Below are 13632 nucleotides of genomic sequence, written 5' to 3'. Positions count from 1 at the left end.
ACCAGCTATTGGCCAATAAATCGGTTTTGCAGCACTCAATCGGCAGCGATGACCTGAATGACCCCGCTTGCCGTGAGGCGTTTATCTCGGCAGTAAGCGAGATAAAAGCGGCACCGGAGTCGTTTAGCAGCCGACTGTTCGGCCTACGCGCGCAGGACCTACTCGATGGTCGACTGCCCTCGGAAAAAACGCGAGGAGCGCTGCTCGCCGCACGCCTCTCAGGGCTCGCCATCGGCCTTGAACTGGCTAGCGCTTGCCGTGAACGCCCCACTGAGCAGCCAGTCACCCTGATTGGTAATCAGGCCCTTTGTCATCGCTATACACTGGCACTCAATGCGATCGGCTATCAAACTCAGCATCTTGACGGCGATGACGCCGTACTCGCTGGCCTGCGCCTCGCCAACCGGGCACTGAAGCGCTGAGGCTTCTCCTCTTGCGCTGATCTGAAAATGGAGAGTTTTACTATGACGTTGCCCTTGATCGGAATTTTGCGCGGTGTGGCGCCGGACGACGTGGTTGATATCGCCAAAGCAGTGCTGAATGCGGGCATAACCCAGATTGAGGTGCCGCTCAATTCCCCTAATCCGCTGGAAAGTATTCGTCGCTTAGTCGATACATTTGGCGATCGCGCGGTGATTGGCGCAGGCACGGTGCTGACGCCGGCTCAAGTGCGCGACGTCCACGCCGCCGGGGGGCGCCTGATTGTATCGCCTAACTGCCGGCCAGCGGTCATCGAAGAAACCCATCGGCTTGGCATGGCAAGCTGGCCAGGCATTGTCACGCCCTCCGAAGCCTTCGATGCGCTAGAGGCAGGCGCCACGGGGCTTAAGCTATTCCCCGCCGTTCAAGTAGGTTTAGAAGGTATGAAAGCCGTTCGCGCCGTGCTACCGACAGGCATTCTGCTATATGCGGTGGGCGGAGTAGACGTCGATAATTTTGCCCAGTGGCGCGCCGCTGGCGTTGACGGTGCAGGCCTGGGAAGCGCGCTATACAAACCTGGCCAAAGCGCTTCCCAGGTGGGGCAACAGGCACAAATCCTTGTCGATGCGTGGTTGGCAGGAGAACAATAAGGGGAGCTAATAACAATGGGCGCAGGCATGCATGTTGCAACGTGGCAGGCAGAGTTATCGGTTGATTGCCGCTGCACATTAGGTGAAGGCCCGCAGTGGGACGCTAAAAATCAGCGTCTTTATTGGTGCGATATTCTTGGAAAACAGCTGCACTGGCTATCCCCTGGCAGCGGGGAAAGCGGCTATTACCCGCTTGATCATAGGGTATCACTAGCCACTCCCCTTGAAGAAGGCGGACTATTGTTAGTGGGTGAAAATCGCTTAAGTCGCTTCGACCCTGGCAGCGGCAGCGTAGAAACATTTTGTGATTTCGAAGCCGACAACCCAATTACCCGCAGCAACGATGCCCGCGTTGATCGCCATGGCAGCCTGTGGCTTTCCAGCATGGGTAAGGCTGCCGAAAAAGGCGCAGGCAGTATTTATCGCCTTCATCGCGGCCAGCTCACACTTTTACGCTCGAACCTGACAATTCCCAACGCCATTTGCTTCTCTGAAAACGGCGAGTTCGCCTGCTTTACCGACACCGCTGCCGGCGTAGTGATGCGCTGGGCGCTAGATAGCGATGGATGGCCAACGGGTGAGCCAGTCCCCTGGGCTGATTTTTCGTACGCACAGGGCAACCCAGACGGCGCCGTAATGGACACCGAAGGCTGCCTGTGGCTCGCGCTTTGGGGGGCAGGCCAGGTGGTTCGCCTTGATCATGAGGGTCAGATAATTGCTCGCGTTGAGCTTCCCGTAAGCCAGCCCTCCTGCTCCGCATTTGCAGGTGCTAATCTGACAACGCTATACATCACCACGGCCCAGGAAGGCTTTAGTGCCACACAGCTTGCCCAGGAACCCACCGCTGGTTCTCTTTACGCGGCAGACACCGGCATTGCCGGTTTGGCTGAGCTGCCGCTACGCCTGATATAACGCGAAGGCCCCGCCAGCATATGCTAGCGGGGCCTTGATCTTGCGGCTGAAGTATCTGATTTTCTAGTTACTCGATACCACCATTAACCCGCAAAGCTTATATACATTACGATCACTAACACCACCAAAACGATACCAGCGGGTACCGCGCCTTTCCACGGCGTTAGGTCAACATCACCGGTATGCTCCTGTACCCAGTCAGTCTCACGGGGGCGCAGCTTACCGATAATTAGCATCGTCACCACCAATAGCACAAACACCAGCGCCACAAAGTGGAACTCGTTCATTACCTGTGGGAGCAAGTTAAAAGGCGGTACAAAGTAGCCGGCGGCAATCAGCAAGCAACCACCCACCAGCGCGATTTTAGCCGCCATGGGAGGAACGCGTTTCGTCAGTAGGCCCACCAGCACGACGGCCAAAATGGGAATAAAATAGATGGCATTCATCTTCTGCAGATAGCCAAACAGGCTCTCTTGACCTGCCAGCAGCGGCGCAATGATCATAGTAAGAACCGCCATGATCCAACCAAACACCTTGCCTGATTTTACGATCTGCGCTTCAGTGGCCTCTTTGTTAAACACACCCTTGTAGATACCTAAGCTGAAAATAGTCGTCGTGCTGTTAAGAGCCGAGTTAAACGATGACAAAATCGCCCCTACCATTACCGCGGCGAAAAAGCCGGTTAAGTAAGGCGGTAGCACGTTAAACACCAAGTGCCCATAGGCTTCATCAGCACGCACGCCCTGATCGGCATAAAGGTGATAAGCAATAATCCCTGGCAGTACCAGATAAAGCGGCCCTAGAAGCTTAAATAAGCCGGTGAGCAAAACGCCTTTCTGGCCTTCAGCCAGGTTCTTCGCGGCAAAGGTACGCTGAATAATCTGCTGGTTGGTGCTCCAGTAGAACAAGTTAATCAGGAATACACCGGTAAACAGCGTGAAGAACGGCACCTGCTGATCAGCGCCACCAATCGAATTAAGCTTGTCAGGATCGCTCTGTTTAAGAATGCTCCAGCCTTCCATAATGCCTGTACCACCGCTCACGGCCTGCAGGCCGTAATAGACGATGACAAAACCACCGATCAATAGACCGACCCCGTTAAGGGTATCGGAGACGGCGACTGTGCGTAGCCCGCCAAACAGTGCATACACGGCGCCAATGATGCCGACGATCCAGACCGTTAACCAAAGCAGCGTCGTGGAAGACTCAATGCCGGTTAACCCCTGCAGATCAAGCATGCCCTGCAGCCCTATCGCCCCCGAATAGAGGATGATTGGCAGTAGAATAACAGCATAAGCCAGCAGAAAAATAATGTTGGTAATCAACTGTGTATCTTTATCAAAACGAATTTCAAGCAGCTGCGGCAGCGTTGCTATACCGCTTTTCAAAAAGCGTGGCAGGAAAAACAGTGCCAGTGCCACCAGCGCGATAACCGCCACGACTTCCCAGGCCATTACGCTCAAGCCATCGGTGAATGCCGCACCGTTGAGCCCTACCATTTGCTCGGTAGAGAGGTTGGTCATCAGCAATGAACCGGCGATCAGTGGAAACGTTAGAGTACGCCCCGCTAGAAAGTAGCCGTCGGTACTCGAATGGTCATCTCGGCGGGTGATTCGCCAAGTGATAAAGGCGACAAATCCTGTAAAGAACAGAAAAGACGCCAGGGTCAACGCGTGCATAGGGCTCACCTCATTATCGTTATCAGTGATGCGCACGTCACAATCGATGCGCACTCAAAATGTCAGACATATTGGCTATCATTTTAGACGAGCTGAATATAACTTAGTAATGAGTCTTTGGTCTTAAATCCACGTCAAAGCGATCAATAGGCGTCACGAAGCCATAAAAAAACCCTAACGGTTATTTAAAACAGTTAGGGCGCGTGTTGCTTAACTCGCGGTTTCCCGCCGATGCAGCCTGATTAGTGGTGAAAACGCTCGGCCGCTTGACGGGCCAGCTCACGGATGCCATCCCAGTCTTCCGCATCTACCATGGCTTTCGGCGTTAGCCAGGAGCCACCGACACACATTACGTTGGGCAGCGACAGGTAGTCATCGGCGTTATCTACCGTGATACCGCCAGTGGGACAAAAACGTGCTTCGGGGATAGGGGCGCCAAACGCTTTGATCGCTTTAGCGCCACCACTAGATTCTGCCGGGAAGAACTTAAACCGGCGATAGCCGTACTGCCAGCCAGTCATTAGTTCAGACACTGTCGACACACCCGGCAGCATTGGCACGGCGCTTTCAATGCCATAACGATACAGCGCTTCTGTCGCGCCCGGCGTCACGATAAAGTCAGCTCCCACTTGCTCGGCTTGGCGATACTGCGCCGGTGTTAGCACCGTGCCAACGCCAATGCTGGCGCCCGGTAATGCTTCGCGCATCCGTTTAACCGCTTCTAGCGCGCAGTCGGTACGTAAAGTGACTTCCAGTACGGTCAAACCGCCTTCGACCAAAGCACGCCCAAGCGGCACGGCGTCTTCCAAGCGCTCAACGGTAATCACCGGAATAACTTCGGCTTTTAGGCAGATGCTATCAAGCTCAGCGGTGCGGGTAGACGGTAATTGTTTTTCAATAGTCATGTGCAAGTCTCCAAAAAAATCTGTTATTGCCCGGCCGATGGATGGCTAAGCGCGAAGCGTTAAGGCGCCCAGTAAATCGCTAGTGGACAAGACAAAAAGGCCCGAATAGGCAGTTGGCGAACATCATCGCCATTTAAGGCCTTCGCCAGCACGGCTCGCTTATCATCACCGGTAATGTGCAAAAAATGACGGCGCGCTTGATGTAATCGATCCGCTGAAAAGGTAATTCGTGGCTGCAACTGGCTTGGCGCCCTTACCGCCACCAGCGGCTCATCTGTCGCCAACGCTAGCGTAAGCTCAGGGCTGTCGGGGAATAGTGATGCCGTATGGCCATCACCGCCCATGCCTAAAATCACCGCGCTAGCTGGCCAAGCAAGCAAAGCAGCCTGCTTAGCGACATGCTCGACGCCCTCTTCGGGGGTCTCAGCATCGCAGGTTAACGGTAGAAAAGTGGCGGCCGCGGCATTGCCTTGCAACAAATGCTCGCGCACTAACTTGGCGTTGCTGTCGCTGCTGCGTTCGTCTACCCAGCGCTCGTCGGCAAGCGTGATGTCTACGCGCTCCCACGGCAGAGGCTTCGCCGCTAATGCGGTAAAAAAAGGCACCGGCGTGGAACCGCCAGACACTACTAGCAGAGCCCGCTCTTGGTACGTTAAGTCTTCGTGCAGGGCCTGGGCAATGGCTTCGGCAAGCTGCTCAGCCAGCTGTTGGCGTGCTTGGCTCATATCAATAATCCTCGTACCAGCTGCGGCCGTCTTGGGTAATCATCGCAATAGAAGCGACGGGCCCCCAAGAACCCGCGGGATAACGGCGAGGCGGTGTCTCACGTTTTTTCCAACCGTCAATGAGCTGATCACACCAACGCCACGAATGTTCAACTTCATCGCGACGCACAAACAGATATTGCTGCCCTTTCATGACTTCTAACAGTAGACGCTCATAGGCGTCGGGTATCCGCGATTTGGGAAAGGCGCTATTGAAATCAAGATGCAAAGGCCCGGGACGTAGGCGCATGCCCTTATCTAGGCCACTGTCTTTGGTCAGCACTTGCAGAGCGATGCCTTCTTCGGGCTGCAGGCGAATAATGAGTTTGTTTGATGCGATACCGCGCTGGTCAGGATCAAAGATATAGTGGGGCTGCTGGCGAAAATGAATCACAATTTGCGAGAGCTTCTCCGGCATACGCTTACCCGTGCGTAGGTAGAAAGGCACCCCCGCCCAACGCCAATTGGCCACTTCCGTTTTCATGGCCACAAAGGTTTCTGTCTGGCTTTGTTTATTGGCATCCTCTTCTTCCAGATAGCCGGGCACTGACTTGCCATCGGTGTTACCGGCGATATATTGGCCGCGCACAACGTCACGCCCAAGCGCTTCGCCAACAAAGGGTTTAAGCGCTTTTAGCACCTTCACCTTCTCATCCCGAATCGCATCGGCATCCAAATTGGATGGAGGGTCCATGGCAATTAAACACAACAGCTGCAGCAAATGGTTTTGCACCATGTCGCGCAGCTGCCCGGCCTCATCAAAGTAGCCCCAGCGCCCCTCAATACCGACTTTTTCTGCCACCGTAATTTCAACGTGGGAGATATTATTCTGATTCCACTGAGTGCCAAACAGAGGATTGGCAAAGCGTAGTGCAATCAGATTCTGTACGGTTTCTTTACCTAAATAGTGATCGATGCGGTAAATCCGAGACTCGGGAAAAACGGCGCCAATGGCATCGTTAATCTCAATCGACGACTGCAGGTCGTAGCCAATAGGCTTTTCAACGATGATGCGTGAGTCTTCGCTCACACTGTTACTGGCCTGAAGATGGCGACAGATATCACCGTAAATGCGTGCTGCTACCGAAAGATAAACCACCATCGGCTGGGACGAACCCTCCCGCCACTGTCGGATCGCATCAAACCCATCAACCTTGGTGAAATCCAGCTGCCGATAGTCTAGGCGATTCAGAAAACGCTTTAGACTCTCATCGTCCTGCTCATCTTTTTTAAGTCGTTTCTGTAGCGCAGCGTTAACCAGCTCGCGAAACTCGGCAACATCGTGCTCCTGGCGAGCCAGCCCCATAATGCGGGTGCTTTCAGGCATCAAGCCTTCGCGGTCTAGATGGTATAAGGCAGGGAACAGCTTGCGCATGGCAAGGTCGCCCAGCGCCCCGAACAGCGCCAGATCAATGGCGTGATCGGGGTCACCGAGGGGAATACTTTGTGAAGCACTAGACTGGCTCATCGTTGCTCCTATTAATATCTAAACAGCTACTTGTAGTTAGATTACCTAAAATTTACCGTAAAGCAGGCACTGTACGCAATAATTCATGTAATTTTACTACAAAAAGCACGGTAACCGGCAATCAATACCTGCTAGCCCCACTTTACCTGTTAATAGCCTTCCATTTTTACAGACTTTTTATGGAAGGCCGTGATCTCTTAGCGCATGCTTACGGATACTAAATGGCGAGCTGGATAGATGACATCGATGACACCGTGGTTTTATCGTAGCAGGGATGTGTACCGGCACTGGGCGCCTGTTTTTAAAATCATTTCGATTCTGTGGGTGGTGCTAGCGCTGTTTATGCTGGTGCCGCTCGTCGTATTGCTCATAGAGAATGACCCCGATGCCATGGCTTTCGGTATTTCGGTACTGATCATATTAGGCGCTGCGGCACTCATCTGGCTATTGACGTACCGCGTATCGCTGGAGCTAAAGCCGTGGCAGATGTTTATTCTCACTGCCGCCAGCTGGGTCAGTATTAGCGGCTTTGCCAGCCTACCGCTAGTGCTGGGCGCGCCTCAGTTAACCTTCACAAACGCGGTGTTTGAATCAGTCTCAGCGATCGCTACTACCGGTTCGACCATTCTGGTCGGCATTGAACACTTTTCTGATGGCTTGAAGTTATGGCGCGGTTTGATGCAGTGGATAGGCGGCATCGGCATTATTGTGATGGGCATTGCGATTTTACCGTTTTTGAAGGTAGGCGGTATGCGCCTTTTTCATACCGAGTCATCCGACTGGTCCGATAAAGTGATGCCCCGCACCGGTGGAATTGCCAAAGCGACGTTAACGATTTATGTCAGCCTCACCTTTATCGCTATCGTTAGCTATTGGTTCGGCGGAATGACGCCTCTGGACGCCACCGTGCACGGTATGTCATCGCTTTCGACTGGCGGGTTTGCTAATTCTGATGCTTCTTTTGGCGCCTATGCCGACCGGCCGTGGCTGCTGTGGATGGCCAGTTTATTCATGCTCAGCGGTGCGCTGCCCTTTGTACTTTATATCCGCTTCATACGCGGTTCAGGCAGTGCTTTATGGCAAGATCAGCAGGTGCGTGGCCTGCTTAAACTACTGCTGGTGGCGATCGTTATTTTGAGCGCATGGCGCGTGACTCACGGCAGCGATCCTTTTGAAGCCATCACTCACGTGACGTTTAATATTGTGTCAGTAGTGACCACCACCGGCTACGCCTCAGATGACTACACTCTTTGGGGCGCCCTACCGGTGGTAGCCTTCTTCTATCTTACGTTTATCGGTGGCTGTAGCGGCTCGACCAGCGGAGGGATGAAAATCTTCCGCTTTCAAATTGCCACTTTGATGCTGCGCAACCAGCTACGCTACTTAATCCATGCGAACGGGGTCTTCACCACTCGCTATAATCAACAGCCGGTGACGAACGATATTTCCCGCAGCGTGGTGGCTTTCTCGTTCTTCTTTTTTATTACCATTGCCGTACTGGCATTGTGCTTGTCCGCACTGGGGTTGGACTTAGTGACTGCCCTTTCAGGTGCCGCCACGGCGGTAACCAACGTGGGCCCCGGGCTTGGTGACATCATCGGCCCTGCAGGTAACTTTGCCCCCCTGCCTGACGCGGCAAAATGGCTGCTGTGCATTGGCATGCTAATGGGTCGTCTAGAAATACTCACTGTGGTCGTACTAATGACCCCGATGTTCTGGCGACGTTAGCCGGCCACATATATTGACTCTTCTCTGCTGGTTACCGGACAACTATCATGCGCCTGTTAAAAATAGAATTACATTTTTAAACAGGCGTTTAAGTAGAGCTTAAATCTCGACAGAGCGGCCAATAAATTCAATAGGTCCGGTTGGAAGTCCGGTAGATGACCCCGTTTCATCTTCAAGCGTTAGCTCAAACAGCTGATTGTCTTGCAGCGGTGGCAGCTCATCCAGACGTAGCCGAATCGGCTTGCCGGGTTCGACTAAACCAAGCGAGACCGGTGCTTGCCATTCATCTGCCTTGGTCCAAAACTGAAGCGCTTTGCCTTCAGGCACTGTAAAGGTACCGAGAGGAATTAGCTCTATTTCTTGGCGTGATGATGCCTGCACCACCCAGCCAGCCGACTGAGTTTGTGGGGCTAACAGCACCACCATGTACTCGGGAGTGGTTGGGGAATTGACTTGGTTTGTCAGCAGCACACCCATAACCAGTGCAGCAGCTAACCCAAGCCCTGCAGCGCCGCGCCAAAGCGGCAGGCTGCGCAAAAAAGGACGTCGTGGCGAAGAAGCCTGCGGGCGAGCAGCGATTGACGGTTTATTTGATGCCGTCATGCTGCGCTCAATGCGAGGCCACAAATAGTCAGAAGGCGTTACTGGCGTCGTAATAGCGGTATAGGGCAAGAAACGCTCTTCCCATACCATAACGGCTTTTTGCAATTCAGGCTCATTGGGTAGCCGCGCTTCAAATACTTGGCGTTGCGCTAACGACAGCGTGCCCAGCACGTATTCACCCGCCAAGGCATAGTCGTCTTCGTATTCATTTTGGCTGGGGCGAGTCATGCCATACACTCCCGTAGACGCAGCAAACTGCGTTTAATCCAAGCTTTCACGGTACCAAGCGGCGCACCCGTATGGGCGGAAATTTCTGCGTGACTAAGGCCATCAACATAGGCATGGAGTACGCAGTTACGTCGCTCCGGCTCAAGTTGTTTTAAACAGTGATCCATTTGTTGACCGGTCTGCCAATCAAAGGCTTCTTCTGCAACAGAGGCGAGTTGGAAATGCTCATCGTGGGCTAATTCGGTCGGATCGTTGCTATCAAAGGTAATTTCACGGTCACGATAGCGGATAGCATTTAATGCCAGGTGACGCGCTACGCTAAATATCCATGCCCGCGCGGATCCTTTATCAGGATCATAACTTCCGGCGCGCTGCCAAATATTAAGACAGGCATCGTGGACAATATCTTCAGCCATGCCCCGATCTTTGACGATTCTAAAAACTACGCCTAAAAGCCTTGCACCTTCATGAGCATAGAGTTGATGCAAAGCGTCATGATCGCCGCGAGCACACTTAATTAATACGGCATCATGATCAAATTCATTAGCTATATCGGACACACCTTCGCTCCCTGATGACGCGTCGATCCCACTCGTCGCACGTCCAGACAGCATAGCGGCTAAGGGGCCGCGATACGACCCCTTAGCTTTACTGAACTCTAGCTTTGCTAAACTTAGTTAGCAGTCCAGAAAATGTAGTCGGCTTGATAAGTAACTACTGCAGTTGCGCCGTCGTGATCTGCATCACAAGTGACGTCAGGTGCAACACCACCTTCGGTGTTCAAGCGCTGAATGTAGCTAACGTCCATCATCGCGCCTTCGCCTTCAGCTGGGTTGGCTTCTACTAACTGAAGAGGAATGTTGCCGTCACCGTTGGCAGCAGTTGCTAGCTGAGTACCGGTGATTTTAGAACCATCCAGTGCTTCCCAAGTAGCTGGGGGACCATAATAGCTACCTACTTGAGTGCCGTCGGTGTCATTAAGTGCAGCGTGCGGGCCTTTGAAAACCCAAGCCATGTCGCCAGAGTCATTGGTTTCACACATATAAGTGATAGCGCCAACGCCAACGGTTTCAAGTGCTACGGTGTTGCCGTCAGGTACTTGTACGTCCGCTGGCGTTTCAGCCAAAGCGGCTTGACTGAAGGATGCAATCAGGGCTGCGGCCAGTGTGGTACGCGTCAGGTTTTGAATGGTCATTTCAGTCTCCTAAAAGAGTTATTATCAACCGCCTTAAATAGCGGCTGTATAGGGAATACCCGCGAGACTCTCTTTTGGATGCAGTGATGTTTAAAAAAATGTAAAAAAAAGCCCTGAGCAGGTTCTCAGGGCAATATTTAGGGGTAATACGTAAGCATTCAAAGTCTAACAATAACGATTAGACCGTTGCCTGCATCGCAAGCGCGGTATCCAGCATGCGGTTAGAAAAGCCCCACTCGTTGTCATACCAAGCCATCACTTTGACCAAACGGCCATTCACACGAGTGTGATTGGCATCAAAGGTCGAGGAGCTGGCATCATGGTTGAAATCGATAGAGACCAGCGGCTCAGCGTTCACGGCCAATACCGGCGAGTTAGCGGCGGCTTTCTCAACAATGGCGTTGATCTCTTCCTTGGTCGTATCGCGGCTCGCGGTAAACGTAAGATCCACCAGCGAAACGTTAATGACCGGCACGCGTACCGCTAGGCCATCCAATTTGCCTGCCAGTTCTGGCAGTACTAGCCCTACTGCCGCCGCTGCACCGGTTTTGGTTGGGATCATTGAATGGGTGGCGCTACGAGCCCGGTAGGGGTCGGTGTGATAAACATCCGACAAATTCTGATCATTAGTGTAAGCATGAACCGTGGTCATCAAACCGTTCTCGATCCCCACGGCATCGTTCAATGCTTTGGCTACCGGCGCTAGGCAGTTAGTCGTGCAGGAAGCGTTGGAGACCACTTTATGATCAGCCGTTAAAACATGGTCGTTCACGCCATACACAATGGTGGCGTCGGCATCGGGGCTGGGCGAGGAAATCAGCACTCGCTTGGCGCCAGCGGTAATATGTTTGGCCGCCGCCTCGCGCTTGGAAAATAACCCCGTACACTCCATGACTAAATCAATTTTCATGGCTTCCCATGGCAGATTCGCCGGGTCACGCTCAGAGGAAATCGCGATACGATCACCATCGACAGTGATGCTCTCGGCATCATGCTCTACCTTAAAAGGAAAGTGGCCATGCACGGTATCGTGACGCAACAGATGTGAATTTAACGAAGGGTCGCCAAGATCATTAATGGCGACGACCTGAATGCGATCGCGGTAGCTATTTTCGTAAAGGGCGCGCAGTACATTGCGGCCGATACGGCCAAATCCATTAATCGCAACTCTTATTGTCATGATAGCTCCTTAATAAATCAGTGGTGAAAAGTAAGGCATCCTGTAAAAAAATTACCAAAAATACGTATTTAAACCTCAAAAAAGCTGTCAGCAGCGACTCAACTGCCTTAAAAGGCTTATGAAGCCCCTGTGTGTAGTAAAATTACTATATAAATACTATTGTAGTCCAATACTAAAAATTCAAAAGAGAGTGATGCCATGAGTGATGCGCAGCCGCCCCGCCAGACTATTCGCACACTACAAGCGCGTAAACGAATTGCCCTGATTGCCCATGATGGTAAGAAAGGTGAAATGCTCAAATGGGCGACTCGCTGGAAAGACACGCTTAGCCAGCACACCCTTCTGGGCACCGGTACCACTGCCGGGCGCTTAAAGACAGCTTTAGGGTTAAGCGTAGAAGGACTCATGAGTGGGCCGCTGGGCGGCGACCAGCAGATTGGTGCGCGTATCGCGGAACAGCGCCTGGATATACTGATCTTTTTTTGGGACCCCTTCTCGCCGCAGCCACACGACCCAGATGTCAAAGCGTTGCTGCGTTTGGCTGCATTATGGAATGTGCCGGTCGCCTGCAACGCAGCCACCGCAGACTTTCTGCTTTCCTCGCCTTACTTGAACGAAAGCTACGATATGTCGATTCCGGATGCCAACGCCTGGGCCCAAGCGAGGACCGTTTAAGCACTATACGGAGCGGGTACGCAGGTGACGCGCCACCACTTGCCGTCCGCTGAGATAGTCACCACTAGCCGCCGATAACGCACAGGTGAGGGTCAGCTCGGCAATGCGATCATAGTCCTGCAGCGCCGAGTTGACCGGTTGAGGGAGAAAATCCAGCAGCCGGTGGTCGCCAAATGTGGCTAAATGAATATTTCCCGGCAATCCACCGTACTCCAAGAACACATCAAACACTCCCTCCAGCAAAGCATAGGACGCCGTCACCAGCGCATCTACACTGCCATGCTGATCCAGCAGCTGTGTGGCTAAGCGTGCGCCTTCGCTGCGCTCGTAACTTGTACCACTCAGCACAATCGACTCAATGCCAGTGCCCGCCAGGGCATCCTGAAAGCCTGAGCGCCGCTCACTGCTGATGGATAAATCAGGCATCGCGTCAAGCCACGCCACGCGCCTGGTTGCTTTGCTAATCACTGAGCGAGTCAGTAGGGTCGCAGCTTCCTGATCGTTGCTCACGACGCTGGCAAACAGCGCTGGATTTAAGCCCCGGTCCATGCCTACAACGCACCAGCCCTGCTCCATCAGGTCGGCATAAAAAGTGTCATCACTAGGCAAGCAGCTAGCGGTTATCAATACCTCACAGCGCTGGGCACGCAGTGACAGTGCCAGCGTTCGCTCACTCTCGGCACAATCATCTGAACTGACGATCAACAGCTGATAGCCCCGCTCCCGTGCACCACGCTCTAAGCGCTTGGCGAGGCGGGCATAACTGATGTTCTCCAAATCTGGAACGATAAGTCCCAGTAAGCGGCTCGCGCCTCTGCGCAGCGCTGCCGCCTGCGGATCAATGTGGTAGCGATGATGACGCACCACCGCCATCACTTTTTCAATCGTGGCGGCACTAATGCGTCGTTGCTCAGCCTGGCCATTCACCACATAGCTAGCGGTAGTGCGTGAAACGCCAGCTAGTCGGGCAATATCAGCGAGTGTCATGAGAGTTCCCCTTGGCGTGACCGGGCAGTTTATCAGCAAGTTAGCGCATGCAAGACCAAAGTCTAGAAGATCAAACCTTGTGTCATTAAGTGAATCGATTCAGCATAGCCAACTATACACCGATGGTACGATTCATCTAGCTCACTGCGATGCGCTACGACTATGGTTCTACACGGAGACACCTATGTTGACACTCGGCCCTAATGACATCTTGCTAGGCCGCCACGCCGACAGCTGG

General features: G+C 53.1%; 14 protein-coding genes. 5 read left to right on the top strand and 9 right to left on the bottom strand.

The features are described 5' to 3' along the window. From ACTH5D_RS13495 to ACTH5D_RS13485, 3 genes are all read left to right on the top strand, one after another. Nucleotides 1-422: 2-dehydro-3-deoxygalactonokinase (locus ACTH5D_RS13495; RefSeq protein WP_441672099.1), on the top strand; the 422-nt coding region annotated here is incomplete at its 5' end. Nucleotides 423-449: 27 nt separating this feature from the next. After that, the gene (locus ACTH5D_RS13490; RefSeq protein ID WP_441672097.1) at nt 450-1070 is read left to right on the top strand and encodes a 2-dehydro-3-deoxy-6-phosphogalactonate aldolase; all 621 of its coding nucleotides are present in this window, start codon (nt 450-452) and stop codon (nt 1068-1070) included. 27 nt (nt 1071-1097) lie between these two features. Further along, entirely contained in the window at nt 1098-1982 is an 885-nt protein-coding gene (locus ACTH5D_RS13485) for an SMP-30/gluconolactonase/LRE family protein (RefSeq protein ID WP_441672095.1), read from the top strand. A gap of 83 nt (nt 1983-2065) precedes the next feature. Here ACTH5D_RS13485 and ACTH5D_RS13480 read toward each other — a convergent pair whose 3' ends face one another. The 4 genes from ACTH5D_RS13480 to zwf form a co-directional block, all read right to left on the bottom strand. Further along, on the bottom strand, nt 2066-3661 hold the full coding sequence (locus ACTH5D_RS13480; RefSeq protein ID WP_441672093.1) for a solute:sodium symporter family transporter: 1596 nt from the start codon (nt 3659-3661) through the stop codon (nt 2066-2068). 242 nt (nt 3662-3903) lie between these two features. After that, a complete protein-coding gene (locus ACTH5D_RS13475; RefSeq protein ID WP_441672091.1) occupies nt 3904-4566 on the bottom strand; it encodes a bifunctional 4-hydroxy-2-oxoglutarate aldolase/2-dehydro-3-deoxy-phosphogluconate aldolase in 663 nt (220 codons plus the stop codon). Between the two features lie 59 nt (nt 4567-4625). After that, nucleotides 4626-5291: a 6-phosphogluconolactonase gene (gene pgl / locus ACTH5D_RS13470; protein WP_441672089.1), complete on the bottom strand. Its 666-nt coding sequence runs from the start codon at nt 5289-5291 to the stop codon at nt 4626-4628. 1 nt (nt 5292) lies between these two features. Next, a complete protein-coding gene (gene zwf, locus ACTH5D_RS13465; protein WP_441672087.1) occupies nt 5293-6798 on the bottom strand; it encodes a glucose-6-phosphate dehydrogenase in 1506 nt (501 codons plus the stop codon). Nucleotides 6799-7035: 237 nt separating this feature from the next. Here zwf and ACTH5D_RS13460 point away from each other — a divergent pair, with 237 nt between their 5' ends. Beyond that, nucleotides 7036-8526 carry a TrkH family potassium uptake protein gene (locus tag ACTH5D_RS13460; RefSeq protein ID WP_441672085.1) on the top strand — a complete coding sequence of 497 codons (1491 nt, stop codon included), beginning with the start codon at nt 7036-7038 and terminating at the stop codon, nt 8524-8526. 99 nt (nt 8527-8625) lie between these two features. Here the strand turns inward: ACTH5D_RS13460 and ACTH5D_RS13455 are convergent, their stop codons facing one another. The 4 genes from ACTH5D_RS13455 to gap all read right to left on the bottom strand — a co-directional run bounded on the left by ACTH5D_RS13455 (nt 8626) and on the right by gap (nt 11732). Then, on the bottom strand, nt 8626-9357 hold the full coding sequence (locus tag ACTH5D_RS13455; protein ID WP_441672083.1) for an anti-sigma factor: 732 nt from the start codon (nt 9355-9357) through the stop codon (nt 8626-8628). Continuing rightward, nucleotides 9354-9917 (bottom strand): sigma-70 family RNA polymerase sigma factor, encoded by a 564-nt coding sequence (locus ACTH5D_RS13450; protein WP_301735995.1) that lies wholly within the window; start codon nt 9915-9917, stop codon nt 9354-9356. The genes ACTH5D_RS13455 and ACTH5D_RS13450 overlap by 4 nt, the downstream gene beginning before the upstream one ends. A gap of 113 nt (nt 9918-10030) precedes the next feature. Continuing rightward, nucleotides 10031-10552 (bottom strand): DUF3455 domain-containing protein, encoded by a 522-nt coding sequence (locus tag ACTH5D_RS13445; protein WP_235039655.1) that lies wholly within the window; start codon nt 10550-10552, stop codon nt 10031-10033. A gap of 178 nt (nt 10553-10730) precedes the next feature. Continuing rightward, on the bottom strand, nt 10731-11732 hold the full coding sequence (gap, locus tag ACTH5D_RS13440; RefSeq protein WP_441672080.1) for a type I glyceraldehyde-3-phosphate dehydrogenase: 1002 nt from the start codon (nt 11730-11732) through the stop codon (nt 10731-10733). A gap of 198 nt (nt 11733-11930) precedes the next feature. Here gap and ACTH5D_RS13435 point away from each other — a divergent pair, with 198 nt between their 5' ends. Beyond that, nucleotides 11931-12407: a methylglyoxal synthase gene (locus ACTH5D_RS13435; protein WP_441672078.1), complete on the top strand. Its 477-nt coding sequence runs from the start codon at nt 11931-11933 to the stop codon at nt 12405-12407. A 3-nt stretch (nt 12408-12410) separates the two neighbouring features. Here the strand turns inward: ACTH5D_RS13435 and cra are convergent, their stop codons facing one another. Then, nucleotides 12411-13394, bottom strand: coding sequence for a catabolite repressor/activator (gene cra / locus ACTH5D_RS13430; protein WP_441672076.1), 984 nt, complete (start codon nt 13392-13394; stop codon nt 12411-12413). Nucleotides 13395-13632: the final 238 nt, after the last annotated feature.

This window comes from Halomonas sp. (assembly GCF_052095695.1).
Taxonomy (GTDB): domain Bacteria; phylum Pseudomonadota; class Gammaproteobacteria; order Pseudomonadales; family Halomonadaceae; genus Vreelandella.
Note: the sequence above shows the minus strand (reverse complement) of the source record. Positions and strands in the feature narration are given on the sequence as shown.

What these genes read in the sequence shown, in the direction of transcription:
- ACTH5D_RS13435 (WP_441672078.1), top strand. Translation starts at nt 11,931, where the DNA reads ATGAGTGATGCGCAGCCGCCCCGCCAGACTATTCGCACACTACAAGCG.
- gap (WP_441672080.1), bottom strand. Translation starts at nt 11,732, where the DNA reads ATGACAATAAGAGTTGCGATTAATGGATTTGGCCGTATCGGCCGCAAT.
- pgl (WP_441672089.1), bottom strand. Translation starts at nt 5,291, where the DNA reads ATGAGCCAAGCACGCCAACAGCTGGCTGAGCAGCTTGCCGAAGCCATT.
- ACTH5D_RS13490 (WP_441672097.1), top strand. Translation starts at nt 450, where the DNA reads ATGGAGAGTTTTACTATGACGTTGCCCTTGATCGGAATTTTGCGCGGT.
- ACTH5D_RS13480 (WP_441672093.1), bottom strand. Translation starts at nt 3,661, where the DNA reads ATGCACGCGTTGACCCTGGCGTCTTTTCTGTTCTTTACAGGATTTGTC.
- ACTH5D_RS13455 (WP_441672083.1), bottom strand. Translation starts at nt 9,357, where the DNA reads ATGACTCGCCCCAGCCAAAATGAATACGAAGACGACTATGCCTTGGCG.
- cra (WP_441672076.1), bottom strand. Translation starts at nt 13,394, where the DNA reads ATGACACTCGCTGATATTGCCCGACTAGCTGGCGTTTCACGCACTACC.
- ACTH5D_RS13445 (WP_235039655.1), bottom strand. Translation starts at nt 10,552, where the DNA reads ATGACCATTCAAAACCTGACGCGTACCACACTGGCCGCAGCCCTGATT.
- zwf (WP_441672087.1), bottom strand. Translation starts at nt 6,798, where the DNA reads ATGAGCCAGTCTAGTGCTTCACAAAGTATTCCCCTCGGTGACCCCGAT.
- ACTH5D_RS13475 (WP_441672091.1), bottom strand. Translation starts at nt 4,566, where the DNA reads ATGACTATTGAAAAACAATTACCGTCTACCCGCACCGCTGAGCTTGAT.
- ACTH5D_RS13460 (WP_441672085.1), top strand. Translation starts at nt 7,036, where the DNA reads ATGACATCGATGACACCGTGGTTTTATCGTAGCAGGGATGTGTACCGG.
- ACTH5D_RS13485 (WP_441672095.1), top strand. Translation starts at nt 1,098, where the DNA reads ATGCATGTTGCAACGTGGCAGGCAGAGTTATCGGTTGATTGCCGCTGC.